This window comes from Streptomyces griseochromogenes (assembly GCF_001542625.1).
Lineage (GTDB): Bacteria > Actinomycetota > Actinomycetes > Streptomycetales > Streptomycetaceae > Streptomyces > Streptomyces griseochromogenes.
Genome location: NZ_CP016279.1, coordinates 8,457,155 through 8,483,080 on the forward strand (window position 1 = coordinate 8,457,155; position 25,926 = coordinate 8,483,080).

Annotated in this window: 25 protein-coding genes; 11 read left to right on the forward strand and 14 right to left on the reverse strand. The window is 70.5% G+C overall.

Going from position 1 to position 25,926, the window contains the following annotated elements:
- Positions 1-8: 8 nt before the first annotated feature.
- The 6 genes from AVL59_RS36680 to AVL59_RS36705 all read right to left on the reverse strand — a co-directional run bounded on the left by AVL59_RS36680 (position 9) and on the right by AVL59_RS36705 (position 8,215).
- Entirely contained in the window at positions 9-1,109 is a 1,101-nt protein-coding gene (locus AVL59_RS36680) for a calcium:cation antiporter (protein ID WP_067313318.1), read from the reverse strand.
- Between the two features lie 131 nt (positions 1,110-1,240).
- Positions 1,241-2,248: a TerC family protein gene (locus tag AVL59_RS36685; RefSeq protein WP_079147170.1), complete on the reverse strand. Its 1,008-nt coding sequence runs from the start codon at positions 2,246-2,248 to the stop codon at positions 1,241-1,243.
- Positions 2,249-2,469: 221 nt separating this feature from the next.
- Positions 2,470-4,353, reverse strand: coding sequence for a TerD family protein (locus tag AVL59_RS36690; protein ID WP_067313321.1), 1,884 nt, complete (start codon positions 4,351-4,353; stop codon positions 2,470-2,472).
- 56 nt (positions 4,354-4,409) lie between these two features.
- Positions 4,410-4,988: a TerD family protein gene (locus AVL59_RS36695; protein WP_067313323.1), complete on the reverse strand. Its 579-nt coding sequence runs from the start codon at positions 4,986-4,988 to the stop codon at positions 4,410-4,412.
- A gap of 157 nt (positions 4,989-5,145) precedes the next feature.
- The gene (gene uvrB / locus AVL59_RS36700) at positions 5,146-7,302 is read right to left on the reverse strand and encodes an excinuclease ABC subunit UvrB (RefSeq protein ID WP_067313325.1); all 2,157 of its coding nucleotides are present in this window, start codon (positions 7,300-7,302) and stop codon (positions 5,146-5,148) included.
- Positions 7,303-7,342: 40 nt separating this feature from the next.
- Complete coding sequence (locus tag AVL59_RS36705; RefSeq protein ID WP_067313327.1) at positions 7,343-8,215, reverse strand: MHYT domain-containing protein; 873 nt, start codon at positions 8,213-8,215, stop codon at positions 7,343-7,345.
- A 279-nt stretch (positions 8,216-8,494) separates the two neighbouring features.
- Between AVL59_RS36705 and AVL59_RS36710 the strand changes: the two genes are divergently transcribed.
- Positions 8,495-9,364, forward strand: coding sequence for a glycerophosphodiester phosphodiesterase (locus AVL59_RS36710; RefSeq protein WP_067313329.1), 870 nt, complete (start codon positions 8,495-8,497; stop codon positions 9,362-9,364).
- A gap of 49 nt (positions 9,365-9,413) precedes the next feature.
- Positions 9,414-9,968: a methylated-DNA--[protein]-cysteine S-methyltransferase gene (locus tag AVL59_RS36715; protein WP_067313331.1), complete on the forward strand. Its 555-nt coding sequence runs from the start codon at positions 9,414-9,416 to the stop codon at positions 9,966-9,968.
- Positions 9,969-10,013: 45 nt separating this feature from the next.
- On the opposite strand, the gene AVL59_RS36720 is transcribed toward AVL59_RS36715, so the two are convergent.
- Entirely contained in the window at positions 10,014-10,442 is a 429-nt protein-coding gene (locus AVL59_RS36720) for a VOC family protein (protein WP_067313333.1), read from the reverse strand.
- A 99-nt stretch (positions 10,443-10,541) separates the two neighbouring features.
- Between AVL59_RS36720 and AVL59_RS36725 the strand changes: the two genes are divergently transcribed.
- Entirely contained in the window at positions 10,542-11,450 is a 909-nt protein-coding gene (locus AVL59_RS36725; protein ID WP_067313334.1) for a pseudouridine-5'-phosphate glycosidase, read from the forward strand.
- Positions 11,435-12,409, forward strand: coding sequence for a carbohydrate kinase family protein (locus AVL59_RS36730; RefSeq protein ID WP_067313336.1), 975 nt, complete (start codon positions 11,435-11,437; stop codon positions 12,407-12,409). The genes AVL59_RS36725 and AVL59_RS36730 overlap by 16 nt, the downstream gene beginning before the upstream one ends.
- A gap of 276 nt (positions 12,410-12,685) precedes the next feature.
- Here AVL59_RS36730 and AVL59_RS36735 read toward each other — a convergent pair whose 3' ends face one another.
- Positions 12,686-13,480 carry a methyltransferase domain-containing protein gene (locus AVL59_RS36735; RefSeq protein WP_067313338.1) on the reverse strand — a complete coding sequence of 265 codons (795 nt, stop codon included), beginning with the start codon at positions 13,478-13,480 and terminating at the stop codon, positions 12,686-12,688.
- Positions 13,481-13,657: 177 nt separating this feature from the next.
- On the opposite strand from AVL59_RS36735, the gene corA reads away from it, so the two are divergent.
- Positions 13,658-14,785 carry a magnesium/cobalt transporter CorA gene (gene corA, locus AVL59_RS36740; RefSeq protein WP_067313341.1) on the forward strand — a complete coding sequence of 376 codons (1,128 nt, stop codon included), beginning with the start codon at positions 13,658-13,660 and terminating at the stop codon, positions 14,783-14,785.
- Between the two features lie 4 nt (positions 14,786-14,789).
- Here the strand turns inward: corA and AVL59_RS36745 are convergent, their stop codons facing one another.
- Together AVL59_RS36745 and AVL59_RS36750 are read right to left on the reverse strand one after the other, a co-directional pair.
- A complete protein-coding gene (locus AVL59_RS36745) occupies positions 14,790-15,203 on the reverse strand; it encodes a PPOX class F420-dependent oxidoreductase (RefSeq protein WP_067313343.1) in 414 nt (137 codons plus the stop codon).
- A gap of 57 nt (positions 15,204-15,260) precedes the next feature.
- A complete protein-coding gene (locus tag AVL59_RS36750) occupies positions 15,261-15,902 on the reverse strand; it encodes a nucleoside/nucleotide kinase family protein (RefSeq protein WP_208870503.1) in 642 nt (213 codons plus the stop codon).
- Between the two features lie 421 nt (positions 15,903-16,323).
- Between AVL59_RS36750 and AVL59_RS36755 the strand changes: the two genes are divergently transcribed.
- A complete protein-coding gene (locus tag AVL59_RS36755) occupies positions 16,324-17,016 on the forward strand; it encodes a DUF2293 domain-containing protein (RefSeq protein ID WP_079147171.1) in 693 nt (230 codons plus the stop codon).
- Between the two features lie 49 nt (positions 17,017-17,065).
- Here AVL59_RS36755 and AVL59_RS36760 read toward each other — a convergent pair whose 3' ends face one another.
- Positions 17,066-18,268 carry an IS110 family RNA-guided transposase gene (locus AVL59_RS36760; RefSeq protein ID WP_443732255.1) on the reverse strand — a complete coding sequence of 401 codons (1,203 nt, stop codon included), beginning with the start codon at positions 18,266-18,268 and terminating at the stop codon, positions 17,066-17,068.
- Positions 18,269-18,918: 650 nt separating this feature from the next.
- Between AVL59_RS36760 and AVL59_RS36765 the strand changes: the two genes are divergently transcribed.
- Both AVL59_RS36765 and AVL59_RS36770 read left to right on the forward strand, forming a co-directional pair.
- Complete coding sequence (locus AVL59_RS36765) at positions 18,919-19,398, forward strand: anthrone oxygenase family protein (RefSeq protein ID WP_067318172.1); 480 nt, start codon at positions 18,919-18,921, stop codon at positions 19,396-19,398.
- 185 nt (positions 19,399-19,583) lie between these two features.
- Positions 19,584-21,071, forward strand: coding sequence for a glutamate synthase subunit beta (locus AVL59_RS36770; protein WP_067313345.1), 1,488 nt, complete (start codon positions 19,584-19,586; stop codon positions 21,069-21,071).
- Positions 21,072-21,131: 60 nt separating this feature from the next.
- Here the strand turns inward: AVL59_RS36770 and AVL59_RS36775 are convergent, their stop codons facing one another.
- Positions 21,132-21,674, reverse strand: coding sequence for a carboxymuconolactone decarboxylase family protein (locus AVL59_RS36775; protein WP_067313347.1), 543 nt, complete (start codon positions 21,672-21,674; stop codon positions 21,132-21,134).
- A gap of 47 nt (positions 21,675-21,721) precedes the next feature.
- On the opposite strand from AVL59_RS36775, the gene pdxR reads away from it, so the two are divergent.
- A complete protein-coding gene (pdxR, locus tag AVL59_RS36780) occupies positions 21,722-23,167 on the forward strand; it encodes a MocR-like pyridoxine biosynthesis transcription factor PdxR (protein ID WP_067313348.1) in 1,446 nt (481 codons plus the stop codon).
- A gap of 115 nt (positions 23,168-23,282) precedes the next feature.
- Here the strand turns inward: pdxR and AVL59_RS36785 are convergent, their stop codons facing one another.
- Both AVL59_RS36785 and AVL59_RS36790 read right to left on the reverse strand, forming a co-directional pair.
- Entirely contained in the window at positions 23,283-23,537 is a 255-nt protein-coding gene (locus AVL59_RS36785) for a DUF397 domain-containing protein (protein WP_067313350.1), read from the reverse strand.
- Positions 23,538-24,398, reverse strand: coding sequence for a helix-turn-helix domain-containing protein (locus AVL59_RS36790; RefSeq protein WP_067313352.1), 861 nt, complete (start codon positions 24,396-24,398; stop codon positions 23,538-23,540).
- 195 nt (positions 24,399-24,593) lie between these two features.
- On the opposite strand from AVL59_RS36790, the gene AVL59_RS36795 reads away from it, so the two are divergent.
- Together AVL59_RS36795 and AVL59_RS36800 are read left to right on the forward strand one after the other, a co-directional pair.
- Positions 24,594-25,337, forward strand: a complete 744-nt coding sequence (locus AVL59_RS36795; RefSeq protein WP_067313354.1) for an ATP-binding protein — start codon at positions 24,594-24,596, stop codon at positions 25,335-25,337.
- Positions 25,334-25,762, forward strand: coding sequence for a hypothetical protein (locus tag AVL59_RS36800; RefSeq protein ID WP_067313356.1), 429 nt, complete (start codon positions 25,334-25,336; stop codon positions 25,760-25,762). The genes AVL59_RS36795 and AVL59_RS36800 overlap by 4 nt, the downstream gene beginning before the upstream one ends.
- Positions 25,763-25,926: the final 164 nt, after the last annotated feature.

Genomic DNA, 25,926 nt, shown 5'->3' on the forward strand with positions numbered 1-25,926 from the left:
AAGCCGCGCTACGGGTTGATCGCCAGCTCCAGGTAGGCCGCGAACAGCACCAGATGCACACCGCCCTGCAGAGGTGTGGCCCGGCCCGGGACCACCGTCAGGGAGCTGACCACCACTGTCAGCGCCAGCAGCAGCATGTGGGTCGCACCGAGACCGAGGACGAGTGGACCGGACAGCCAGACCGAGGCGAGCGCGACGGCGGGGATGGTCAGGCCGATGCTGGCCATCGCCGAGCCGAGTGCGAGGTTGAGACTCGTCTGCACCCGGTCGCGGCGGGCGGAGCGCAGGGCGGCGATCGTCTCGGGCAGCAGCACGAGCAGGGCGATGATCACGCCGACGACCGCCTGGTGAAGACCGGCCGCCTCCACTCCGGACTCGATGGTGGGCGACACCCCCTTGGCCAGGCCGACCACACCGATCAGGGCGAGGCCGAGCAGTCCGAGGCTGATCCAGGCGGTTCGCGCCGACGGGGGCTCGGCATGGGTGTCCGCGGTGATGACCTCCCCCTGCCGGGTGATCGGCAGGAAGTAGTCGCGGTGCCGCACGGTCTGGGTGGCCACGAACAGGCCGTAGAGGATGAGCGAGGACAGTGCCGCGAACGTCAGCTGCACGGTGGAGAACTCGGGCCCGGGCTTGCTGGTGGTGAAGGTCGGCAGCACCAGGCTGAGCGTGGCCAGAGTCGCCACGGTCGCCAGGGCGGCGCCGGTGCCCTCGGGATTGAAGACCGCGGTGCCGTGACGCAGGGAGGCGACGAGGAGGCAGAGCCCGACGATGCCGTTGCAAGTGATCATCACAGCGGCGAAGACCGTGTCGCGGGCCAGGGTGGAACTCTTGTCGCCGCCGTCCGCCATGAGGGTGACGATCAGGGCCACCTCGATGATCGTGACGGCGATGGCGAGCACCAGCGAGCCGAAGGGCTCGCCGACGCGGTGGGCGACCACTTCGGCATGGTGCACCGCGGCCAGAACGGACCCGGCGAGGATCAGGGTCACCAGCGCGACGACCGCGCCGGGCAGATCCCGGCCCCAGGTGAAGACCAGCAGGACGACCGCGAGCACCGGCACGAGGAACGTCCACTGCGTGGTGAGCGACCTGAGCCGAGTGATCATGCAGCGATGGTTACAGACCGCTTCAGGGTTCGCATTCCGTTCTTTTCGGATCCCTTCTCATCCTTTCGGCGCGAGACCCCGGCGCGGGTGCGCCCGGGGCCTCGCAGGGTCGGGCGACTGTTGGCGCGCCCCTACGGTCGGAGGTCGACGCTGTCCTTCGCGGCGCTGTCGCTCCCACTGCGCGCGGCCTCGGTGGCCGCCTGCTTCCTGGTGGCCATCAGGCTGGTGATCGTGGTGACCACCAGGACCACGCAGATCACGCCGAGCGAGACCGGGATGCTGATCTCGGGGACATGGACACCGGACTCGTGCAGCGCGTGCAGCACCAGCTTGACGCCGATGAAACCGAGGATGATCGACAGGCCGTACGACAGATGGACCAGCTTCTTCAGCAGTCCGCCGATGAGGAAGTACAGCTGTCGCAGGCCCATCAGGGCGAAGGCGTTGGCGGTGAAGACGATGTACGGGTCCTGGGTCAGGCCGAAGATCGCGGGGATGGAGTCCAGCGCGAACAGCACGTCCGTGGTGCCGATGGCGAGCATCACGACCAGCATCGGGGTCATGACCCGCTTGCCGTTCTGCTGGATCCACAGCTTGGTGTCGTGGTACCGGTCGGCGACGCCGAACCTGCGCTCCGCGGCCTTGAGCAGCTTGTTCTCCTCGTACTCCTCGTCCTCCTCGTCGGTACGGGCCTCCTGGATGAGCTTCCAGGCGGTCCATATCAGGAAGGCGCCGAAGAGGTAGAACACCCAGGAGAAGCTGGCGATGATCGCGGCTCCGGCCGCGATGAAGACGGCCCGCAGGACCAGGGCTATGAGGACACCGACGAGCAGGACCCGCTGCTGGTACTGCGAGGGCACCGCGAACTTCGCCATGATCAGGACGAAGACGAAGAGGTTGTCGACACTCAGGGACTTCTCGGTGATGAAGCCCGCGAAGAACTCGCCGGCCGGCTGACCGCCGCCGAAGACGAGCAGGCCGAGTCCGAAGAGCCCGGCCAGGGCGATCCAGACGACGGTCCAGATTCCGGCTTCCTTGATCGACACGTCATGGGGCTTGCGACCGATGAAGAAGTCGATCGCGATCAGGGCGGCGAGCCCCACGATGGTCAGGACCCACAGGGTCATCGAGACTTCCACTGCACCTCCGGCATTGCGTAACGGCAAACATCAGGGCTGTCGCTGCCGGAGGTCTCTTCCACCCGCGATGGGGCCGACGTCCCGGGATCCTCGTCGATCCGTACTGACGGGTGCGTCGCAGTCAGGGAGTACTCCCCTCCGTACGGAAGACCATACCCAATGACCAAGAAAAGGTAAAGTATCAGGTAAAGAAACATCCAAATTGGCTGGTCGGAGCCGCTTTACCTGTGCTTGGTGCGAGCCGCTGTCGCCTCGGCGAGCACCTGCTGGAGGATGCCGCTGCCGGACGGCACCAGCGAGGGCTCGTACGTCCAGGCATGGCCCACCCAAGGGTCGGCGAGGTGATCGTCGGGCATGGGGGTGAGCCGCATGAGCGAACGCCACAGTGGGTCGAGCAACGGGCCGTAGGCCGCGGCGTCCTCGCGATCCGCGACCATCACCAGGTGGACGCCGACGGCGGGACCCTCGTCGGCGAGATAGCGAAGCTGGGTCACGGCCCGGTCGTCGAAGCCGTGCGGGAAGTCATTGACGATCAGGAGCTGCTGCGCGGTGTCGACATCGGGTGGCAGCGACTCGGCCGCGTCGCCCCGGACCGCCATCTGCATCAGATCGACATGTCTGGTGAGCCGGCCCAGGACGTCCGCCACGCCGACGGCACCGGTCGCGGGCGGCGCGGCCAGGGCCCCGGCCCGGGTCAGAGGCTGGAGCGCCTGGGCCCCGGCACCGGCCGGATCGATGACCTGTACGGCGAACTCCCCCGCCGGGTGGACGGCGAGCAGCCGGGCCGCGAGGGCCACCGCGGTCTCCATGGCTAGCCGGCGCAGCTCAGCGGTGTCCGGGACGGTGTCGTCGGGACCTGCCACCGGGCCGCCGTCGATCCACAGGCCCCGCTCCAGCGGCAGCCTGACCAGCATCGGGATACGCAGCGGGATGCTCTCGGGGAGATGGAGATCGCCGAGCCGCAGGGCCAGCGGCGGCTCGGCCGGCACGCGGTAGCCGTGCCAGACGGGGTTGTCCCAGCGGGCGTAGGCCGGCGGGAGCGCGGGCTCGACGACCTCGGACTCGGCGGTGAGCTGGGCGAGGTCGCGGTCGAACGCCGCCCGGGCCTGGTCGACCAGCTGGGAGTGCCGGGCATGGGCCGCCTCGCGAGCGGCCTCTCCCGCCGCGCCGAGCCGGCTGCGCGGGTCGGTGAGGACCTGGTCGAGTTCCTTCTCCAGGCGGGAGTCGGCGAAGTCGACGGCGCTGCGGTACGCGGCCGTGGTGCGGGCCAGGTCCTCGAACATGCCCCAGATCTGGTTGTACAGACGCTCCTCCATCGACCAGCCCACCGCGTCACCGGCCACGGGCCGGGCGGGCTGCCCGTCCTGGGCCGGACCCGGAGTGGGCGCGGGCGGGGGCGGAGCGGTGTGCCCACGGCGGCCGGGGTGGGTGTAGTCGACCGGGCCACCGGAAGCCGGTACACCGTGCGTGTCAGGAGTGTCGTAGGACGGCGTGGGCGCGGATGCCGTGGCATCCGGGACGTGCTGCGGTGGTGGTGCCGGTATCGCTCGGGCCAGGCTCCGCGTCACCGCCTCCTGGATGTGCGCCGCGAGTTCTCCGGCCTGAGGCAGGCCCTGGTCGGAGAGGAGTGCGGTGAGGCCCCCGGCATAGCCCTGGCCCACCGCGCGTACCTTCCAGGCGCCCTGCCTGCGGTACAGCTCCAGAGCGACGACCGCCGACTCGGCGTCCAGGCCGGAAAGGGTGAAGCGGGCGATCCCGGTGCCGTCGAGGCCCGTGACGACCGTCGTCGGAGCGGCGACCGCGCCGAACCGCAGCGTGCCTCCCGGCCGTTCCGGCAGGGCGAGGAGCACCGAGACGCGGTGGACCGCCTCGGGCAGGGCGGCCAGGTCGACGGCCAGACGGTGCTCGGTGGCGGCCTGCCCCGAGACCTCGATGCCGGGCAGGGCGGGGGCGCCGGGGTGAACCACCCACGAGGCACCCGGCACGGCGCCGTGCTCGTCGCCGAGCGTGGCCCCCGCCAGGATCGGCACCGCGGCCGAGACCCGGATCTCCAACCGGACCTGGGACAGCGGATGGTTCTGTCCCCGCACCAGCTCGGCCGTCATCGCCGTCGCCCCCTGTGTCGTGTTGTCGTACGCGCCTGCCCGGTCGAGCCGGCCTTCTACAGGTGCGGCAGGATCGCCGGCATCAGGTCCTGGAAGGTGCGGCCGTTGGCCGGGGTGCCCAGCGCGGTCATCGTCCAGCCCGAGCCCACCCGGTGCACCTTGGCCATGATCTGGGCGGTGTACTCGCCGCCGCCGTTGAGCGTGTAGCGGGCGAGCTCTTGGCCGTTGGTCTCGTCGACGAGGCGGCAGAACGCGTTCTCCACCTCTTGGAAGGTCTGGCCCGTGAAGGAGTTCACGGTGAAGATGATCTGGTCGATGTGGACCGGGACGCGCTGCAGGTCCACGAGGATGGACTCGTCGTCGCCGCCCTGGCCGACACCGCCGACGAGGTTGTCGCCGGTGTGGCGCACGGAACCGTCGTCGCTCACCAGGTGCCGGAAGAAGACGACGTCGACCGGCTGCTTCTCGGCGAAAAGGACCGCCGAGGCATCCAGGTCGATCTCACGGGTGCGCGAGCCGAACAGGCCGCGCCGCTTCGCCGCCTGCCAGCCGAGACCCATGCGCACCGCGGTCAGGCTGGCCCCGTCCTGCTTCTCCAGGCTGATGGCCTGACCCTTGGTCAAGTTGACGGACACGGCTGGTTCCCCTCTCGGTGTTCCCCTGTTGCCACGCACTGCGCGGTGTTCAAGAACCCTACGCAGGTGCACTGACAGTGCCGAACCCCGGCCCGCGCTTTGTGTCGGTGTTGCAACACAGGCCGCATATGCCGAGGTCCGACCCCCTTGCGAGAGCTCAGGCGAGGCCCGCTTCCCGCATCTGGCGCAGTTCCTTCTTCATCTCGGAGACCTCGTCGCGCAGCCGGGCGGCGATCTCGAACTGCAGCTCGGCGGCGGCGGCGCGCATGCGCTCCGTCATCTCCTCGATCTGCTCGGCGAGTTCGGCCGCCGGGCGGTCCGTGGGCACCGCGGCCTGTGCCTTGCCCTTGGCGGACTTGGCGCCCTTGCCCGCCTTCGCGCCCTTGGCCGCCCTGTCGCCGAGCGACGGGACCGGGGCCTTGGCGCCCTTGCCGTCCTTCAGCTTGCGGTAGCCGGAGCCGAGCAGCTGCTCGGTGTCGATCTCCTCGCGGGCGATCTGAGCGACGATGTCGTTGATCTTCTTGCGCAGCGGCTGCGGGTCGATGCCGTTGGCCTTGTTGTATTCGACCTGCTTCTCCCGGCGCCGGTTGGTCTCCTCGATGGCCTTCTCCATCGCCGGAGTGATCTTGTCGGCGTACATGTGGACCTGACCGGAGACGTTGCGCGCCGCACGGCCGATGGTCTGGATCAGCGAGGTACCGGAGCGCAGGAAGCCTTCCTTGTCGGCGTCGAGGATCGCCACCAAGGACACCTCGGGCAGGTCGAGGCCCTCACGCAGCAGGTTGATGCCGACCAGGACGTCGAACTCGCCGGAGCGCAGCTCGCGCAGCAGCTCGACGCGGCGCAGGGTGTCGACGTCGCTGTGGAGATAGCGCACCTGGATGCCGAGTTCCAGGAAGTAGTCGGTGAGGTCCTCGGCCATCTTCTTGGTGAGCGTGGTGACCAGGACGCGCTCGTCCTTCTCGGTGCGCTTGCGGATCTCGTGCACCAGGTCGTCGATCTGCCCCTCGGTGGGCTTGACCACGACCTCCGGGTCGATGAGGCCGGTGGGGCGGATGATCTGCTCCACGACACCGTCGCCGCGGGACAGCTCGTAGGTGCCCGGAGTGGCCGACAGATAGACCGACTGGCCGATGCGCTCCTGGAACTCCTCCCACTTCAGCGGCCGGTTGTCCAGGGCGGAGGGCAGCCGGAAGCCGTGCTCGACGAGGGTGCGCTTGCGGGAGGCGTCACCCTCGTACATGGCTCCGATCTGGGGGACGGTGACATGCGACTCGTCGATGACGAGCAGGAAGTCGTCCGGGAAGTAGTCCAGCAACGTGTTGGGCGGGGAGCCGGGCAGGCGGCCGTCGAAGTGCATCGAGTAGTTCTCGACACCGGAGCAGGTGCCGATCTGGCGGAGCATCTCGATGTCGTACGTGGTGCGCATCCGCAGGCGCTGGGCCTCCAGCAGCTTGCCCTGCTTCTCCAGCTCGGGCAGGCGCTCGCCCAGCTCCTTCTCGATGTCGTTGACGGCCCGCTCCATGCGCTCGGGCCCCGCGACGTAGTGGGAGGCTGGAAAGACGTACAGCTGCCGGTCGTCGCTGATGATCTCGCCGGTGACCGGGTGCAGCGTGGACAGCGCCTCGATCTCGTCGCCGAACATCTCGATGCGGACGGCCAGCTCCTCGTAGACCGGGAAGATCTCGATGGTGTCGCCGCGGACCCGGAAGGTGCCTCGGGTGAAAGCCATGTCGTTGCGCGTGTACTGGATGTCGACGAAGCGGCGCAGCAGCTCGTCGCGGTCGAGCTCGTCGCCGACCCTGAGCGGGACCATGCGGTCCACGTACTCCTGCGGGGTACCGAGGCCGTAGATGCAGGACACCGAGGCGACCACGATGACGTCACGGCGGGTGAGCAGCGAGTTCGTCGCCGAGTGGCGCAGGCGCTCCACCTCCTCGTTGATCGAGGAGTCCTTCTCGATGTAGGTGTCCGACTGCGGGACGTAGGCCTCGGGCTGGTAGTAGTCGTAGTACGAGACGAAGTACTCGACCGCGTTGTTCGGCAGGAGCTCGCGGAACTCGTTGGCCAGCTGGGCGGCCAGCGTCTTGTTCGGCGCCATCACGAGGGTGGGGCGCTGGAGCTTCTCGATCATCCACGCCGTGGTGGCGGACTTGCCGGTGCCGGTCGCGCCGAGCAGGACGACGTCCTTCTCACCTGCCTCGATGCGCCTGGCCAGCTCGGCGATGGCCGCCGGCTGGTCTCCGCTGGGCTGGTAGGGGCTGACGACCTCGAAGGGCGCCACCGTGCGTTCGATGTGGGAAACGGGCCGCATGTCATCCACCGTACGACCCCCCACTGACAACGGGTCCCGATCAGCGGTTCTGAGGGGTTCGGGACTCGTGGTGCCCCGGATCACGGACCGGGTGTCCACCGGAATGGAGTGACGGATGACGGACGTGGTGGGAGGCGACGGCGGCGGCCGGAACACCCGGTTTGTCCTCCACCACGACCCCGGTCGGCCTGCCCATGACCATCAGCGGGTCGAACATCACGACGACGCCGGCGAGGAGCAGGAAGGCGAGCGGACCGATCAGCATCGGTGCGAGCACCGAGGCCGGCGAGCCGCCGGCGCCCGAGGTGCCGTGGAGGTGGACTTCGAGGGCCGCCATGCCGGTGTAGTGCATGCCGCTCACGGCGAGACCCATCACGAGGCTCGCACCGACGCTCCACATGAAGCCCCGGACGCGCCCGGCGGCCCACAGCGCGGCGGTAGCGGCCACGACCGCTATGACGACGGAGACCGCGACCGTGACCGTGTTGTAGGTGAACCGCCCGTCGAAGTGCATGCCGGCCATGCCGAGGTAGTGCATGGAGGCGACACCCAGGCCGGTGATCGTGCCACCGGTGTACAGGGAGGTACCGGTGGCGCCCCGGTACCCGACGATGAAGATCCCGATGCCCACCATGACGATGGCGAGACCGAGGCTCGCATAGGTGATCGGCACGTCGTAGTGGATCGGTGTCTCCTTGATGGTGAAGCCCATCATGGCGACGAAGTGCATGGTCCAGATGCCGGAGCCGATGGCGGCCGAGCCGAGGGCCAGCCAGGCGGGCCTGCGGGAGTGCGTGACCAGTAGGGACCGGGTGGTGCAGCGCAGGCCGAGGGCGCCACCGAGGCAGGCCATCGCATAGGCCACCAACGGGGTGACGACCCCGTAGCTGAATCCGTCGACCGTGCCTTGCATGCGCGGCTGCCCTTCCGCCCTCTTGCGTCCCGGAATATCTCGAATGCGCCCCCGTCCCAGGACCGCGGCGGCGGTCAAGGTTGACGCAGAGAGTATGACCCCCACCGGAATGGTCGAACGATTTTCCGGCAAAGAAACACGTCTCTGACTCACTTGTGCGGCACCGGTGTGCGGACTTGGACATCTCCATTCAATGTGTGGCCGTCCTGCACCCGGGTGTCCTTGACCCTCTGCTGTCAAGCTGGTGCTGTCGGTATTCGCTCGACGCGAGGAGTACGCATGCACGCGCGCGTAGTCGCCGCCATCACCACGGCGGTCCTGGGGATGGCCGCCCTGCTGAGTCCCATGCCCGTCGCCCGGGCGGGCGAGTCCGGCAAGCCCACGGTGATCGCCCACCGCGGAGCCTCGGCCTACGCTCCGGAGAACACCCTGGCCTCCATCGACAAGGCGGCGAAGCTGGGGTTCTCCTGGGTCGAGAACGACGTCCAGCGCACCAAGGACGGCGAACTGGTCGTCATCCACGACGACAGCCTGGAGCGCACCACGAACGTGAAGAAGGTCTTCCCGGGCCGGGCGCCCTGGAAGGTGAAGGACTTCACCGCCGCCGAGATCGCGCGCCTGGACGCGGGCAGCTGGTTCTCCCCCGCCTACGCGGGCACGCGCGTGCCGACCCTGCGGCAGTACATGTGCCGGGTCGAGCACAACCACGAGAAGCTGCTCCTGGAGATCAAGAACCCGGAGCTGTACCCCGGGATCGAGCAGCAGACCCTGAAGCTTCTCGGCAACGCGGGCTGGCTGGACCGGCAGCACCTCGGACGGCTGATCGTGCAGAGCTTCAGCGCCGACAGCGTGCGCACCGTCCACGATCTCAAGCCGGCGCTCACCACCGCCTACCTCGGCAGTCCGACCGTGGCGCAGCTGTCCCGGTACACGCCCTTCACCGACCTGATCAACCCGTCGTACGGCTCGCTCTCCCCGGCCTACGTCTCCGCCGTGCACAGCTTCGAGGGGCCGCACGGCAAGCCGCTCGGTGTGTTCGCCTGGACGGTGAACGACGCTGCCACGGCCCGGAAGGTCACGGACTACGGCGTCGACGGGCTCATCACCAACAAGCCCGACGTGGTCCGGGCGGCGCTGGAGGCGGACTGAGTACTCCGGCGCGGCGGGCGTTGTCAGTGGCGGGTCGTACCGTGGGCGCATGGACAGCCATGGGCAGGACGAGCAGCGGGTCGTGTGGGCCGTCGTGGGCACCGGCATCGGCCCGTTGATGCTGGCGGCGACCCGCGACGGACTGGTCAACGTCGTCTTCCACGCCACGGACGCGGTGCGCGAGCGGGCTCTGGAGCGGCTGGCGGCCCGGCTGGGCACCGAGCCCGCCGAGGACCCGGACTCACCGCTGCTGGCCGAGGCGATACGGCAGGTCGAGGCGTACTTCGCGGGCGAGCGCCACGACTTCGACCTGCCCTTGGACTGGTCGCTGATCTCGGGTTTCAACCGGCAGGTGCTGCGCGAGCTGGCCTCCGGCGTGCCGTACGGGACCGTGGTCGGGTACGGCGATCTGGCCGGACGGGTGGGGCAGCCGGGCGGGGCCCAGGCCGTGGGCGCGGCGATGGGTGCCAATCCGCTGCCGGTCGTCGTGCCGTGCCACCGGGTGGTGGAGAGCGACGGCGGCATCGGCGGCTTCGGGGGTGGCCTGGAGGCCAAGCGGAAGCTGCTCGCCCTGGAGGGTGTGCTGCCCGAGCCGCTGTTCTGACGCCGGCGCCGGCCGAGGTGCCGGGCCTCGGGTCCGACACCGGCGCTAGGCGTAGTGCCGGGCCTCGAAGACGTTGCCGTCCGGGTCGCGGAAGTAGAAGTTGCGCGTGGCCTTCCCGCGGGCGCCGAAGGAGTCGTGGCCGATGTCGCTCATGGGGACGCCGTGTGCGTCCAGGCGGGCGCGCAGGGCGTCGAAGTCGGCGGACGACAGGGACAGACAGACGTGATTGACGGGGTGGCCCGCGCTGTCGGCGGAGCCGGGGAGCATGTTCATGCGCTCCGCGATGCCGCGCGGCGCGAGGTCGAGGATGGTCTCCTCGTTGACGCGGACGGAGGGGAACGACACCTTTCCCTCACTGAACTCGGCGACCCTCATGGGCTCCAACCCGACGGCTTTCTCGTAGAAACCGGCCGCCGCGACGGGGTCGGACACCCACAGGACGACGTGATCGAGACGCGTGGTGTGGTTCGCCATGCGGCCCAGGCTGGTGGTATCCCCCACAGACCGCAAGCGTTTAGCCGAGCGTGCCGCCCGCCAGAGATGAGGGAGGACCGACGGACAGGAGGCGGGCGCGTGATGCTTTTGGTGTCGGAGGAAGTCCGGGCGGCGATCGACGCGCGGCGGCCGGTGGTGGCCCTGGAGTCCACGATCATCGCGCATGGGCTGCCGCGTCCGCGCAATCTGCAGGTGGCGCTGGAGCTGGAGGACGCGGTCCGGCAGGAGGGCGCCGTACCCGCGACCATCGCCGTACTGGACGGGCGCCCCAGGGTCGGCCTGGACAAGGAGCAGCTGGAGCGGGTGGCGAACGAGGAGGGCATTCGCAAGCTGGGCCATCGCGACCTCCCGCTGGCCGTGGCGGCGGGGGTGAGCGGGGCGACCACGGTGTCGGCGACGGCACAGCTGGCGGCGCTGGCCGGCGTGCGGGTGTTCGCCACCGGCGGGCTGGGCGGCGTGCACCGGGAGTGGACGGTGACGCAGGACGAGTCGGCCGATCTGGGCCTGCTGGCACGGACGCGGATCACGGTGGTGTGCGCGGGCGTGAAGTCGATCCTGGACGTGCCGGCGACGCTGCAGCGCCTGGAGACGCTGGGCGTGGCGGTCGCCGGATACGGCACCGACCGGTTCCCCGGCTTCTATCTGTCGGACTCCGGGCATCCGGTCGACTGGACGCTGCGGAGTCCGGTTCAGGTCGCGGACGTCATGCGGGCACAGGACGCGCTCGACGCGGCGGATTCGGCGCTGATCGTCGCCAACCCCGTGCCGCAGGAGCAGCAGCTCGATCCCGGGCTGCACGCGCGTGTGCTGGCCGACGCGCTGCGCGCCCTGGAGGAGCGGGGGATCACCGGCCAGGCGGTCACACCGTTCCTGCTCGACCATCTGGTCCGGCACACGGACGGCGCCTCGCTGGACGCCAATCTGGCCGCCGTACGCGGCAATGTGCGGCTGGCGGCGCGGATCGCCACAGCGTGGACCAGGGCGTGACCACGGGCCGGGACGGGGCGCTGCTGGTCGTCGGGGACGTCGTCACGGACGTCGTCGCCCGGCACCGGGGGCCGCTGGCGGCCGGCACCGACACGGCCGCCTCGATCCGGACGCTGCCGGGCGGTGCGGGCGCCAACGTGGCCTGCTGGGCTGCCCACGCGGGCTGTGCGCAGGTACGGCTGCTGGGCCGGGTGGGCGCGGACGCGGTGCAATGGCACGAGCGTGAACTGCTGGCGGCCGGGGTGCGGCCCAGGCTGGTGGTCGACCCGGACGCGGCGACCGGGACGGTGATCTGCCTCGTCGACGCGGGGGCGTCGGCCGAGCGGACGTTCCTCACGGACAGTGGGGCGTCCCTCCGGCTCGAACCCGCCGACTGGTCGGACGCGTTGCTCGACGGCGTCGCCCGGCTGCACCTGTCGGGCTATCTGCTGTTCTCGGAGCCGAGCCGGGCACTCGCCGAGACGGCCCTCGCGGCGGCACGCGCGCGGGGCGTGCCGGTCAGCCTGGATCCGGCATCGGCGGGCTTCCTGGTGACGCTCGGCGTGGACCGTTTCCTGACCTTCGCGGAAGGGCTGGACGTGCTGCTGCCCAGCCGGGACGAGGCGTTCCTGCTGACGGGTCTGCCCGACTGGGCCGACGCGGCGGCCAAGTTGAGCCGGCTGGTTCCGCTGGTGGTGGCCAAGTCGGGTGCGGACGGGGCGCTGGTGGCCCGTGCCGGGACCGTGGTCGCGCGGGTTCCGGCCGCACCGGCGGCGCCTGTGGACACCACGGGCGCCGGCGACGCGTTCACCGGCGCGTTCCTCGCCGCGCTGCTCGCGGGCGCGGATCCGAAGGAGGCGGCGGCGCAGGGGTGCGGGGCGGGAGCGCGGGCGGTGGAACGGCTGGGCGGCAGACCGCCACACCCGGACACCGGCGGACAGGCGACACGCAACGACCGGATTCGCGGGGCGCTCGGCTGAGCCTCACGCCACCAGCGGGCGCCCGCGCGTCGGACAGCCAAGCCTCGCTCCACGACCCAACTCCCCCACACCGAACGGCTCAGCCTCACACCATCACCAGACTCCCGCGCCACGAACAGCCAAGCCTCGCTCCACGAGCCAACTCCCGCACACCGAACGGCTGCCGTGTCCTGGCTCACGCGCCGCACCCCCGGCTCGAGGGCCACCACGCCCTTGCCTCGCCCACCCACAGACGTATGCGGCCAGGCCTTGCGGAATCGCTGCCGGGCGCAGTCTCTAGGCCTTGCGGCCCCAGGCCGAGATCATCGGCGCGGTGGCGAGGTCCATGCCGCCCGCTTCCACGTTGGCCAGGTGCCGGTCGACGTCCTCGTCGGTGGCGAGACCCGCGTCGACGAGCCGGTCGCGGATCTGCCGGACCGTGGCGGCCTCCAGGGCGGCGCAGGCGGGCGAGGTCATGGGGAAGTAGGCGTCGGCCTCCACATCGCGCAACCCGGCCTCGCGGAGCAGACGCGGAAGCTTGCGGCCGTACGACAGGTCGGCGCCACGATCGGCGAGCAGCTTGCGGAAGCCGTGGCGCAGCCGGTTGGCGAGCTGCTGCTCGGGGCCGTGCTCGTCGGGGCAGATCAGGGGCTGGAGGGCCGGATCGGCATCCTCGATCAGCAGCCATCCGCCGGGCCGCAGTGCCTTGATCATGGATTGCAGGGCCCTGGCCCGGTCCGGGACATGGACGAGGACCAGCCGGGCGTGCACCAGGTCGAAGCCCTCGCCCGGCGGCTCCTCCGTACCCACGTCGTGGACGCGCGCCTCGACCGGGGGACGGACCGCGGCGGTGAGGAGCGAGGTGTCGAGGTCGGTCGCGACGATCCTGCCGTCAGAGCCGACCTTCTCGGCCAGCCAGGACACGACCGAGGTACCGCCGGCCCCGACCTCCCAACAGCGCATGCCCGGTCCGATCCCGAGGGCCTCGACATGCCGGAAGGTCGTCGGATCGAAGAGAGAGGCGAAGGCGTCGAACCGCTCTCCCGCCTCCGCCTGCCGGTTGTCCAGGAGGTACCCGTCGGATCGCGTCATGCCGCGATCATCCCACTCGTCCCGGTGTATCCGGAGCGGTCAGCTCGTTGTCCACAGGCGGGAACAAAGCGGAGGCCGCCATTCCCACAGGCTGACCCGCACTTTGCACCGGACTGGCAGACTTGCCGGGCAAGGCGCGGAAGCATTGTGCGAGGAGATCCAGGCAAGGAGATCCAGATGCCCATGGCAGGGAATCTGCGGAAGGTCACGGGGCTGGGCAGGGTCGGCGGCCTGCGCAATATGGCGCGGCTGACCCGGCTGCGGCCCCGCGTGGACCTGAGCCATCCCGCCCGGTCACCGCTGGGCTCCTCGGTGGTTAACTGCGTGACGTACCAGGAAGGTGCCCGAGTGCCGGGGTGCACCGACCTGGTGGATGCCGTGGAGAAGGTACGCAAGAGCGGTGAGGGGTTCGTCTGGCTGGGACTGCACGAGCCGACGGACCGTGAGTTCGCGGGGATCGCCGAGCTGTTCGACCTGCACCCGCTGGCGGTGGAGGACGCGGTGGAGGCCCATCAGCGCCCGAAGGTGGAGCGGTACGGGCATACGCTCTTCGCGGTGTTCAAGACCGTCTGTTACGTGGAGCACGAAAAGCTCACGGCGACGAGCGAGGTGGTCGACACCGGCGAGATCATGGTGTTCATCGGCGAGGATTTCGTCATCACGGTACGGCACGGGCGGCACGGCTCACTGGGCCCGCTGCGCGAGGAGCTGGAGGCCGATCCGCAGCAACTCGCCAAGGGGCCGGCGGCGGTGCTGCACGCGATCGCCGACCATGTCGTGGACGACTATCTGAGCGTCACGGACGCGGTGCAGGCCGACATCGACCAGGTCGAGACGGACGTGTTCTCGGAGAACGGCGCGCGGGCCGATCCCGGGCGGATCTACCAGATGAAGCGTGAACTCCTGGAACTGAAGCGGGCGGTGGTGCCGCTGGCCCGCCCGGTGGAGGATCTGGCCACTCAGCCGATACGCGTGATCGACCCGGAGATTCAGGCCTACTTCAGGGACGTGCTCGACCATCTGATGCGGGCCAAGGAGCAGATAGCCGCGTTCGACGAACTGCTCAACTCCATCCTGCAGGCACATCTCGCGCAGGTGACGGTCGCGCAGAACGAGGACATGCGGAAGATCACGGCCTGGGCTGCGGTGATCGCCGTGCCGACGATGGTGTGCGGGGTCTACGGCATGAACTTCGACCACATGCCGGAGCTGCACTGGCGGTTCGGCTATCCGCTCGTCATGGGCGTGATGGCGGCGGCCTGTCTCGCGCTGTACCGGGGCTTCAGGCGCAACGGCTGGCTCTGACCGCTCACACCGAGAAGGACACCACCTTCCGCGGGACGATCCTGATGATCACGCGGGCCTCGTCGTCGTTCTCCGCCGGCGGGTCGATGCCGAGGTACTTGTGCGACAGCTCGTACGGGAGCCGTTTGCCCTCGTCCGGGAGGATCTCGGCGACACCCCGGATCTCGGCCGAGCTGTAGGGGTTGGCCAGATCGAAGACCGTCAGGCTGATGCGGGGGTCACGGCGGAGGTTGCGCACCTTCTGGCGGCCGTCGACGGACGAGAAGAGCACGGCGTCGCCCTCGCGCTTGATCCAGACCACCGAGTTCTGCGGGGCGCCGTCGGGGCCGAGCGTGGCGACGCTTGCGAAGTTCTTGCCGTCGAGGAGGGCGCGGACGGAGTCACCGAAGGCGACGGCACTGTGCGATGAGGTCGTCATGCCGCCACTCTAGTTACATGCACACGCATGCAAAAGGGGGTTTCTGATTCCCGCGGGTCAGCCGCTCCACGCGGGATGCCTCGGGTCGTCGGCACGCACGAGGATGTCGGCCACGCCGGCAGGATCGCTCTCGGCCTCGTAGCGCTCGAAGGCGGGGAGCGTCCAGTGGTCGGCCTCCGGGGTACGACGGCGCAGAGCGCTCGGAGAGAGGAGGAGATGGACGGTCAGGTCGAAGGGGAACCAGTGACGCAGGAGGAGGGGGCCATGGAGCAACAGCACTCCACGGGGCGGGAGTTGGACATAAGGGCTGCGGGTGGCACGGTCGGTGGCCGGGTCCCACAGGTCGGGCAGGATACGGCCGTTCCCTCCGGGATCGAGGGGGCCGAAGACCTCGCGCCACAGGGCACTCGTGTCGAACCAGCCGCTGTAGTACGACTCCGCGTCCCTTCGCCCATGCTCCAGGCGGAGTGAAGCGGGACGCAGGAAGCCCTCGGCACCGACGACCAGCGAGGGCCTGCCCCGCACACGCAGTGCCTGGGCAACTCGCTCGGCAAGGTCGCCCGGGCCGGCGGCCGACGCCCCGTCGAAGCCGACACGCGGCCAGGCACTTCCGTCGGCCGGCTTCACCTCGAGCAGCCGGTCGGCAAGCAGCTCGGCGAGCCGGTCCCAGGTGATCGCTTCCAGTCGCACAACGCCCATGATGCCGGGTGGGGTCGGTGGGCGACGGCGGGAGGGCCCTGCCGCGGTCACGGGACCGGCGGGCGGTCGGCCGGTGGCCGGTGACCAGTCGGCCGGTTACGGATGGCCAGTCGGCCGGTGCCCGGTCAACCGACGGCCGGTGGCCGGTGGCATTCCTGACGGCGAGGCCCGGCTGCCCCCGGCGGACCTCGCGGTGACGATGGTGGGCGGGATCGCCACGCGGGTACTGCACCGCGCACGGGTGTCGGTGTTCAACCACCAACGGACAGAAGGACGAGCAGAAGAGCGAGCAGGAGAGAAGGAAGGAGGACGTGGAAGGAGGACGTGGAAGGAGGACGTGGAAAGGAACGTGGAAAGGCGGCGAAGAAGACCGGGTGGGCCGGCGTGGGAGCCGGGGGCTGTGACGGGGAAAGAACCGCGTATGGCGCGTTACGCAACTCCCCTCCTTCCCAGTGGACTTGTCGTCATCCAGCCCTTGCGGAGCAAGCGCTGTGCCGGGTGCCGGCGTGGGCCGCTCTCGCTCCTCGTGCTGGAGGACGGGGCGCCGCGCTGCCTCGTCTGCGCGGACCTGGGGCATCTGGTGTTCCTGCCGCGGGGCGACACGGCACTCACCCGCAGGGCGCGGGAGGAGAGCACGCTGTCGGTGGTCGTGGTGCGGTTCAACCGGCGCCAGAGCCGGTACGAACGGCAGGGCGTGCTCGTGGAGGAGACTGCGCTGGCCCGGGCCGAGGCGCGGTGTCTGGCGGACGCCGAGGCCAGGCGCCGGCGACGGGCGCGGGACGCGCGGCGCAGGGCGGCGGAGGACGAGCGGTTCGCGGCGGCGTTCGCGGCGGAGATCCGCAGGCTCTTCCCCGGGTGTCCGGACAAGCGGGCTCGTGCCATGGCGGCGCACGCGTCCGTACGAGGCAGCGGACGGGTCGGACGCAGCGCGGCCGGGCGGGCGCTGTCCGAGGGAGCGGTGATCTCGGCGGTGGTAGCGGCGGTACGGCATGTCGACACGCCGTACGACCAACTGCTGATGAGGGGGGTACCGAGGTACGAGGCGCGGCGGCGGATCGCGCCGACCGTGGAGAACGTGCTGCGGGGGTGGAGCGAGGCGGCCGACGTCGGCTGAGAACCCCAGCCGACAGGGGGTGGGCGGGGGGGTGCCCCTATGACTTTGGTCAAGGGGTGATCGGGGTTGGGGGTTGGTAGAAGGTGCCGTCGCGGAGCATGGCGAAGAGCACGTCGGCCCGACGTCTGGCGAGGCAGAGGAGGGCTTGGGTGTGGTGCTTTCCCTGGGCGATCTTCTTGTCGTAGTAGGTGCGGGAGGTCGGGTCGGCCAGGGCAGCGAAGGCGGAGAGGAAGAAAGCCCGCTTGAGCTGCTTGTTTCCCCGGCGGGAGGGCTGTTCGCCGCGGATCGAGGAGCCCGAGCTTCTCGTTGCCGGGGCGAGGCCGGCGTAGGCGGCCAAGTGGGCGGCGGACGGGAAGTTGGTGCCGTCGCCGACGTCGATGAGGATGCGGGCTCCGGTCCTGATGCCGATGCCGGGCATGGACATCAGGACCTGGGAAAGAGGGTGGGCCTCCAGGAGTTCCTCGATCCGGTGAGCGAGGAGTTTGCGCTGGTCGAGGACTGCTTGGAGCGAGTCGGCCAGGCTGGGGACGATCAGCGCGGCTGCGTCCGTGCCCGGGACGATGACCGTCTGTTCGTCGAGTGCGGTGAAGACCTCGTCGATCAGCCGTTCCGTCATCCTGGGAGCCTTGGGGCGGATCAGGGTGATCAGCCTTCGGCGTCCGGCCTTGCGGATCTGGGCTGGGGAGCCGAACTGGCTGAGCAGTTTCAGCACGGCGGGGTGCTGCATGCGCGGGCCCAGGACGCGTTCGAGGTGAGGGTGGACCTGGGTGAACAGGCCGCGGAGCCGGTTGGACAGTCGGGTGGCTTCGGCGGCGAGGTCGTCGTCGAAGCCGACGATCATCTCCAGCTCGGCGACGGTGGCGTCGTCCAGGTCGAGCGAGCGCAAGGTGTGCGGCATGGCGCGGGCTGCGTCCGCGATGATGAATGCGTCGCGGGCGTCGGTCTTGGCCTCGCCGGGGTAGAGGTCGGCTATCCGCCGCATCGTGAGGCCGGGCAGATAGGCGACCTGGCAGCCCATGTCGCGGGCGACGGCCAGCGGCAGGGCCCCGATCGTGGCCGGCTGGTCGACGACCACGAGGACGGTGCCGTGCTTGGCCTGCAGTTTCGCGAAGACCTCACGGAGTTTGGGCTCGCTGTTGGGCAGCCGCTTGTCGAAGGCTTTCTTGCCGGCCGGGGTGACGGCGGTGGCGTGGTGTTCGCCCTTGCCCACGTCCAGGCCGAGGTAGACGTCGATGTCGCGGGTGTCGATCACGTGCAGTGTCCTCCGGTCGTACTCGTCCGGCCCTGCCACGGCACTGATCGCCACATCCACATTACGAAGAGCCTCCCGACCTGGGGAAAGGCCGGTGGTCATGCCCCTAATCAGCGGTCTGTCAGTGCCTCCGGAGCTGGTGACACCACCCCCCAGGCCATGCACTCGACAAGGGGAGGCAGTCATGCCAACTCCGAAGGCCGGTAACCCCGTTGCGGGGCCACGAAGACGGTAATGGGGAGGCTCCACCAGACAGGGAGCGGATTAGGTACGACTCCGCCAGGCTGAGCACGTTCGGCACCGCCGGGCCGCGCCGTCGTGGCCGCGCACGGTCACGGCGGGTTTTCAGGCCGGGCCGAGTACAGAACGTGCGGAGCCGAGCACTGGAGCTGCCCCACCAAGCACACAACCCACGGAGCCGAACACAGCACCCACCCCACCAAACACACAACCCACGAAGCCGAACACAACACCCACCCCACAGAGTGCAGAACCCCTCAGCCCACGTGCTGCTCCCCCCGACCGAGATCGCGACCTGGACGTTCGCGCATGCTCGTGCGGTGCTCGGCCATGGTGGGGCGGTGGTCCCACGCATTCACTGGAAGAAGGGCCGGCGCCGAGTCTCGGCCCGGGACGGTGTGGTCGTGATCGTGATCGACGGGCCGTTCTTCGTGTTGATCGTGCTGGGTGTGCTGGGCACCGGGCTGGTGGCCGGTGCCTTCTGCGGATTCTCGACCTTTGTGATGCGGGGCCTGTCCGCGCTGCCGCCCGCGCAGGGTGTCGCCGCGATGAAGGCGATCAACGTGGCCGCCGTGCGGCCCGCCTTCATGCTGGTGTTCACCGGTTCGGCGGTGCTGTGCGCGATGATCGCGGTGGTGACGTTCGTGGTGTGGCCGGACGACGGGAAGGCGGAGCTGCTGCTGGGCAGCGCGCTGTATCTGTTCGGCTCCTTCGGGCTGACCATGACCGCGAACGTGCCCCGTAACGACAGGCTGGCGGGGCTTGCCCCGGGCAGCCCCGAGGCCGCGGCGTACTGGCCGGTCTATGTGCGCGAGTGGACGTTGTGGAACCACGTCCGCACGGTCGCCTCCGCCGCGGCCGCCGTCGTGTACGTGCTGGCCCTTGCCTGAGCGTCCGCTGCGCGGGATCGGGGTGCGGGCCGTCCCCGCGCCGAGGGAGGTCTTCGGAAACCGCTCTCCGCCACTCTGCGCGGGTGTCGGCGGCGACGTATCGTGGCCGAAAGAGTGCCGCCCACCGAGGCACGGCCCGTCGTACACCCAGTACCTCCCGGTACACGTACGCGAGGAAGACGACCATGGCCGATCCCAAGGGGTTCATGACCACGCCGCGCCAGGAGTGGCCGCGGCGGCCGGTCGAGGAACGGGTCCGGGACTGGGACGAGGTCTACGTCCCGGGGGCGCTGCTGCCCATCATCAGCAAGCAGGCGGACCGCTGCATGGACTGCGGCATCCCCTTCTGCCACGACGCCTGCCCGCTGGGCAATCTGATCCCGGAGTGGAACGACCTGGTCTCCCGCGAGGACTGGCGGGCGGCGAGCGACCGGTTGCACGCGACGAACAACTTCCCCGAGTTCACCGGCAGGCTGTGTCCGGCGCCCTGTGAGGCGGGGTGTGTGCTCGCGATCAACCAGCCGGCCGTCACCATCAAGAACGTCGAGTGCGCGATCGCCGACCGGGCCTGGGAGGAAGGTTTCACCCCGCCGCGGCCTCCGGATCGGCTCTCGGGCAAGACCGTCGCGGTGATCGGCTCCGGGCCGACCGGGCTGGCCGCGGCGCAGCAGCTGACCCGGGCGGGGCACACCGTCGCCGTGTACGAGAAGGACGACCGGATCGGGGGGCTGATGCGGTACGGCATCCCCGAGTTCAAGATGGAGAAGCGGCATCTGGAGCGGCGTCTTGAGCAGATGCGGGCCGAGGGGACGAGGTTCCGTACGTCGACGGCGGTCGGCCGGGATGTTCCGGCGGACGATCTGCGCACGAGATACGACGCGGTGGTGCTGGCCACGGGCGCCACGGCGTGGCGGGAACTTCCGGTTCCGGGCCGGGAGTTGACCGGGATACACCAGGCGATGGTGTACCTGCCGCTGGCCAACCGGGTGTGCGAGGGGGATCTGGAGGTCTCGCCGCTGTCCGCGGCCGGCAAACATGTGGTGATCGTGGGCGGCGGGGACACCGGTGCCGACTGTCTGGGGACCGCGGTGCGCGAGGGGGCCGCGTCCGTGACCCAGCTGGACATCTACGCACAGCCGGGTGCGGGGCGCGACGAGGACATCGAGCCGTGGCCGACGTACCCGAAGGTCTACCGGCTCTCGGCCGCGCACGAGGAGGCTCGGGATCTGCGGACGGCTCCGGCGGCGGACGCGGACGCGCGGCTGTTCGCGGCGTCCACGCTGCGCTTCGACGGGGACGACAGCGGGCATGTGCGCTCACTGCACCTGATCGAGGTGGACGAGCGTCGGCAGCCGGTGGCCGGCACCGGGAGGTCGCTGCCCGCCGACCTGGTGCTGCTCGCGCTCGGCTTCTCCGGGCCCGACCGGGAGGACGGGCTCGTCGATCAGCTGGGGCTGATGATGGAGCCGCGGGGCACGATCGCCCGCGACGGCGGCTTCGCGACCAACGTCGCCGGCGTGTTCGCCGCCGGGGACGCGGCGCGCGGTCAGTCGCTCATCGTGTGGGCGATCGCGGAGGGGCGGGCGGTGGCGGCAGCCGTGGACCGCTATCTGACGGGGAGTTCACGGCTGCCGGCGCCGATATCGCCGTACGACCGCCCGATGGCCGTGTAGCCGACGGAGCCGGCGGCACGGGGGGCGGGCCGTGGTGCCTTCGGCCACCGGGTCGCGAGCTCAGCGGCGGCGTTCGTCCGTGCCCGCGACCTTGCCCGTCGCCAGTGCCATGCGGTTCCACGTGTTGATCGCGAGGATCAGGGCGAGTACGCGGGCCAGTTCGGCCTCGTCGAAGTGGGCGGCCGCCTCCTCGTAGGCCGCGTCGGGGACGCCTGCGTCGGCGACCAGGGTGACCGCCTCGGTCAGGGCGAGAGCCGCCTGTTCCTTCGAGGTGAAGAAGTGCCGGGCCTCGCGCCAGACCGCGACCATGTGCAGCCGGTCCTCGCTCTCACCGGCCTTGCGGGCGTCGTTGGTGTGCATGTGGAGGCAGTAGGCGCAGTGGTTGAGGTGCGAGGCACGGATCTGGATCAGTTCGACGAGCGCCGGGTCGAGGCCTTCGCGCGCGGCGGCGTCGAAGCCGATGAGGGCGCGGAACGCCTTCGGGGCCGCCTTCGCGAAGTCCAGGCGGGTGCGGCCGGCCTCGGCGGCGGTGATCGCCGCGCCGGTGCCGGCGGCGGGGGTGGTGGTCGTGGTGTGCGCGGTGTCGATCGTGTTCGTCGTCATGTGATTCAACCTACGGGCCCGAAAGACCGGCTGTAGGGTGCATTTCCATGGCGGAATCGTGGGTCAATTCGGCGGAGCGGATCGGTGTCGACCTGCATCTGGAGCTGCCGGGGCCGGGCGGGCGGCGGGCGGCGCTGATCCGGGCGCTGCGCGAGGCCGTGCGGGGCGGGCGGCTGGCGCCAGGCACCCGGCTGCCGCCGTACCGTTCGCTCGCCGCCGATCTGGGCGTGGCCCGCAACACCGTCGCGGACGCGTACGCGGAACTGATCGCGGAGGGCTGGCTGACCGCCCGGCAGGGTTCCGGGACCCGGGTCGCCGACCGGGCCGTACCGCTGCGGCCTGCCGAGCGAGTGCCCGTGAAGGCACCTGCACGCGCGCGTGGGACGCGGCACGACCTGAGGCAGGGCACGCCGGACGCGTCGGCCTTCCCGCGCGCGGCCTGGTCGGCCGCGTACCGCAGGGCGTTGCAGGCGGCGCCCAACGAGGCGTTCGGGCCGGGGGATCCCGCCGGGCGCCGGGAGCTGCGGGAGGCACTCACGGAGTACCTGGCACGCGCGCGCGGGGTGCGCACCGACCCGGACCGGATCGTGATCTGCTCCGGCTTCGCGCACGCGCTGCGGCTGCTGTTCGGGCAGGGCGCAGGGCAGACCGCGGGCCAGGGCTCGGGCGGCGTGCTGCGCGGTCCGCTGGCCGTGGAGGCGTACGGGCTGGACTTCCACCGGGGGCTGCTCGCCGCGGCGGGCGTGCGGACCGTACCGCTTTCGCTGGACGAGCACGGGGCGCGGGTGGACGGGCTGGGCCGGGAGCGGGCCGTGCTGCTCACGCCCGCGCACCAGTTCCCGACCGGAGGTCCGCTGCACCCGGAGCGCCGCGCGGCGGTGATCGACTGGGCACGCGCGCGTGGAACGGTGGTTCTGGAGGACGACTACGACGGCGAGTTCCGGTACGACCGCAGACCCGTGGGCGCGCTCCAGGGCCTCGACCCGGAGCGGGTGATGCACATCGGTTCGGTCAGCAAGAGCCTGTCCCCGGCGCTGCGACTGGGCTGGATGGTGCTGCCGGAGCGGTATGTCGGGCCGGTGCTCGCGGCCAAGGGCGAGCGCGAGGGCTGGGCGAGCGTGCCGGATCAGCTCGCCCTCGCGGACTTCGTGGCTTCCGGGTCCTACGACCGTCATGTGCGGCGCATGCGGCAGCACTACCGGCGCCGGCGTGACCGGCTGGTCGCGATGCTCGCCGCGCGTGCGCCGCACATCGAGGTGACGGGTATCGCGGCGGGGCTGCACGCGGTGCTGAGGCTGCCGTCCGGCACCGAACGGTCCGCGGTGAAGGCGGCCGCCTGGCAGGGGGTCGCCCTGGACGGACTCGCCGCCTTCCGGCACCCGGACACGGACATGCCGGCGCCCGACGGTCTGGTCGTCGGATACGCCACGCCGCCCGAACACGCCTACGGCGCGGCGCTGGAGGCGCTGTGCGGGGTGCTCCCGCCGGGGTGAGGGTTCAGCGAACGGGGTCGACGCGCGGCCGGACCCGCCGCCCGCCCGCGACCCTCGTCATCAAGTCAGCATCGTCATAAGGGTGTTGAGTGAAAAAACAACAATCATCGGCCGTTCAGGAGAGCAGGAAGTCGGCCTCCCCCGCCTTGGCACCTTCGATGAAGGCGGTGATCTCGTCCGTGGTGTAGATCAGCGCCGGTCCGTCGGGGTCGGTCGACTGGCGTACGGCGACCCGGCCGTCGGCGAGCTTCATCGCCTCCAGGCAGTTGCCGCCGTTGCCACCGCTCCAGGGCTTGTGCCACCCTTCGCTGCCCAACTCCCGTGCGGGCATGCCGTTGTAGACACGACCGCGCGGCGTGATGCGATCCATTCACAGCTCCTTGCGGAGATCCCGGAGGATCTCCTTCGTGCGTTGTGCCGTGGCGGCCTGCGCCGCCATGCGGTCCATGACCTCCAGGTGGGTCGCCACCTCGGAGCGCGCGTCCAGGTAGACGGCGCCGGTCAGGTACTCGCTGTAGACCATGTCCGGCAGTTCCGCCATGGCGAATCGGAAGAGCACGAAGGGCCCGTACGTGCCCGGGTGCGGCCCGTTGGCGAACGGGGCGACCTGGAGCGTCACATGGGGCAGCTTCGTGGCCTCGAGCAACCTGTCGATCTGCGCGCGCATCACCTCCGGGCCGCCGACCGGGCGGCGCAGGGCGGCCTCGTCCATCACCGCCCAGAAACGGGGAGCATCGGGACGGGTGAGGAGTTCCTGACGTCTCATGCGCAGCGCGACATGGCGCTCGATGTCGTCGGGGCTCGTCTGGCCGATGGCGCCCGACTTCAGCACACCGCGCGCGTAGTCCTCGGTCTGCAGCAGGCCGGGGACGAAGTGCGGCTCGTAGGAACGGATGAGACTGGCCGCGCCCTCCAGGCTGACGTACATCGAGAACCAGCCCGGCAGGATGTCGTGGAACCGCTGCCACCAGCCGGGCCTGTTGGCCTCCTCGGCCAGTTGGACGAAGACCTCGGCCTCGTCGTCGGGAACTCCGTAGGCCTTCAGCAGCAGTTGCACGTACGGGATCTTGAGGGCGACCTCGGCCATTTCCATACGGCGGACGGTGGCGGGGGCGACGCGGAGCACCTGCGCGGCCTCCTCGCGCTTCAGCCCGGCGCGTTCCCGCAGGTCCAGCAGGCGCCGGCCGAGGACCACCTGGCCCACGGTCGGCGCGGACCGCGGTTCGCTCACGCTCCCACCTCCACCTGAAGAGTCCGCTCCGGCCAAAGAATCCCGTACAGCCCTGCGGCGCCGTTCGAAGACTCATTCGAAGATCCGGCCGGATCACCGACGGTCCCAATTGGCGCCGCTCGAGGTGCTGTTGCGAGCAGTGTGCCACGCTCCTTGACCGAGTCACAGCGCACTCTGCATTTTTCAGAGTGACACTTGCCAAGTGTTCACGGCGGGGAGATAGTGGCAAGCGTGATTCCGTCCGCGCCCTTAGGAACAGACGCCGCCACAGACCGCCCCGGTCTCGGCGCCGATGGGGGTTCCCCCACTCGAACACGTTCGAGAGCGGTGGAGGGAGCAGTCCCTGGTGGGGGCGCCGCCGGGCGCCGGTTCCGCTTCGAGCTGGCCGCGCATCCGGGTTCCCCCGGCCAGGCGCGGCGCCTGACGCGTTCCCGGCTGACCGGCTGGTCGGTCTGCGCGGACACCTGCGACACGGCGGCTCTGGTCATGTCCGAGCTGGTGACCAACGCGATCATGCACACCGTGAGCAGTCGCGTGGTCTGCGAACTGCACGATCACGACGACACGGTACGCATCGCCGTGCTCGACGAGGGCCGTGCTCCTGGCGAACCCCACCCGTCCCCGCAGCGACCCGATGAGGAGCACGGGAGGGGGTTGCTTCTCGTCGACGCGCTGTGCCGGGCCTGGGGCGCCCAGGAGCACGGCCCGGGGCTGCTGGTCTGGGCCGAGCTGGCCCGCCGGGCCGACGCCGCCCAGGACGCCGCCGAGCCGTCCAACGACCTGGGCTGGGGTCCCCGCTCCAAGCCGGGCCCCACGCCCGCTCCGGGCGATGAGGAGGAAGCGGCGGCCGGGCACGGGGCGATACCGGCGGCGCGGCGCCACGGGCAGGCACCGCGCGGGACACCGCCGGGGCGGCACCGGGCCTGGGGGCAGCCGTGAGCGGCACCGGCGAAACCGGCCGGCCGCTGGGCCTGGACACCTTGATCCACCTCGGACGCCGCAGGCACACGCAGGACCCGGTCCACCGCCTGCCGGTCCCCGAGGGCATGACGGCACCGCTCGGCTGTGACGCGGTGGCCGTACCCGACCGCCTGGGACCGCTGATCGTGCCGCGGCTGCCACGGGTGGGATGTGTGTACACCGACGGCGCGCACTGGTGGTGGATCGTTCCGTCGGACTCCGACTACGCCCTCCCCTGGCCGTCCCCCGCCCACTACGCCCCCGGCGCCCTGGTCCCGGCCTCCGCCCGCCTGATCCACCGCCCCGAGGGCACGGTCCCCTACACCCCGCCGATCCCCCTGTACCTCGCCCTGTGCCGGGTCATGGGCATGGCACCCGACTGGTCCCGCGCCGTCTCGGCGTGACACCGCACCGCGTCCCGCACCGTCGCGCAGGACGCCCGGCCGGCCTCGGCGGCCGGTAGGGCGGTGAGCCGCCGCAGTGCCCGCCTGACGCCGTACACCCGACGTACGCCCCGGCTCGTGCCCGCCGGCCGCGCCCTGCCCCGCTCAGCACCCCCTTCACGCCC

Excerpts from the sequence above, each read along its gene's own strand:
- AVL59_RS36680 (WP_067313318.1), bottom strand. The coding sequence starts at position 1,109 with ATGATCACTCGGCTCAGGTCGCTCACCACGCAGTGGACGTTCCTCGTG.
- AVL59_RS36690 (WP_067313321.1), bottom strand. The coding sequence starts at position 4,353 with ATGACGGCCGAGCTGGTGCGGGGACAGAACCATCCGCTGTCCCAGGTC.
- uvrB (WP_067313325.1), bottom strand. The coding sequence starts at position 7,302 with ATGCGGCCCGTTTCCCACATCGAACGCACGGTGGCGCCCTTCGAGGTC.
- AVL59_RS36705 (WP_067313327.1), bottom strand. The coding sequence starts at position 8,215 with ATGCAAGGCACGGTCGACGGATTCAGCTACGGGGTCGTCACCCCGTTG.
- AVL59_RS36710 (WP_067313329.1), top strand. The coding sequence starts at position 8,495 with ATGCACGCGCGCGTAGTCGCCGCCATCACCACGGCGGTCCTGGGGATG.
- AVL59_RS36715 (WP_067313331.1), top strand. The coding sequence starts at position 9,414 with ATGGACAGCCATGGGCAGGACGAGCAGCGGGTCGTGTGGGCCGTCGTG.
- AVL59_RS36720 (WP_067313333.1), bottom strand. The coding sequence starts at position 10,442 with ATGGCGAACCACACCACGCGTCTCGATCACGTCGTCCTGTGGGTGTCC.
- AVL59_RS36735 (WP_067313338.1), bottom strand. The coding sequence starts at position 13,480 with ATGACGCGATCCGACGGGTACCTCCTGGACAACCGGCAGGCGGAGGCG.
- corA (WP_067313341.1), top strand. The coding sequence starts at position 13,658 with ATGCCCATGGCAGGGAATCTGCGGAAGGTCACGGGGCTGGGCAGGGTC.
- AVL59_RS36745 (WP_067313343.1), bottom strand. The coding sequence starts at position 15,203 with ATGACGACCTCATCGCACAGTGCCGTCGCCTTCGGTGACTCCGTCCGC.
- AVL59_RS36750 (WP_208870503.1), bottom strand. The coding sequence starts at position 15,902 with ATGGGCGTTGTGCGACTGGAAGCGATCACCTGGGACCGGCTCGCCGAG.
- AVL59_RS36755 (WP_079147171.1), top strand. The coding sequence starts at position 16,324 with ATGGCGCGTTACGCAACTCCCCTCCTTCCCAGTGGACTTGTCGTCATC.
- AVL59_RS36770 (WP_067313345.1), top strand. The coding sequence starts at position 19,584 with ATGGCCGATCCCAAGGGGTTCATGACCACGCCGCGCCAGGAGTGGCCG.
- AVL59_RS36775 (WP_067313347.1), bottom strand. The coding sequence starts at position 21,674 with ATGACGACGAACACGATCGACACCGCGCACACCACGACCACCACCCCC.
- pdxR (WP_067313348.1), top strand. The coding sequence starts at position 21,722 with ATGGCGGAATCGTGGGTCAATTCGGCGGAGCGGATCGGTGTCGACCTG.
- AVL59_RS36785 (WP_067313350.1), bottom strand. The coding sequence starts at position 23,537 with ATGGATCGCATCACGCCGCGCGGTCGTGTCTACAACGGCATGCCCGCA.